1 protein-coding gene is annotated in these 430 nt (G+C 58.4%); it reads right to left on the reverse strand.

Going from position 1 to position 430, the window contains the following annotated elements; all coding sequences use genetic code 11:
- On the reverse strand, window positions 1–430 hold a 430-nt coding region (locus tag JW499_RS21720), incomplete at both ends, for a phage portal protein (RefSeq protein WP_205212525.1).

Here is a 430-nt window from a genome sequence, read left to right on the forward strand (position 1 = left end):
GGACCGGCGCTGCGGCGTAATACGCGGCAATTTCACCAATCCAGCCGGTCAGCCTTTCCCGCTGCTCCTGACTGTTCGCGCCCAGAATAAAATCCATCGCTGACTGCGTATCCAGCTCACTCTCAATGGTGGCGGCATACATCGCCTTCACAATGGCGCTCTGCAGCTGCGTGTTCTGCAGCGTGTCGAGCATCTTCATCTGCTCCATCACGCTGTAAAACACATTTGCACCGCGAGTCTGCCCGTCCTCCACGGGTTCAAAAACGTGAATGAACGAGGCGCGCCCGCCGGGTAACTCACGGGGTATCCATGTCCATTTCTGCGGCATCCAGCCAGGATACCCGTCCTCGCTGACGTAATATCCCAGCGCCGCACCGCTGTCATTAATCTGCACACCGGCACGGCAGTTCCGGCTGTCGCCGGTATTGTT

Origin of the sequence: Amphritea pacifica (assembly GCF_016924145.1) — a bacterium.
Lineage (GTDB): Bacteria > Pseudomonadota > Gammaproteobacteria > Pseudomonadales > Balneatricaceae > Amphritea > Amphritea pacifica.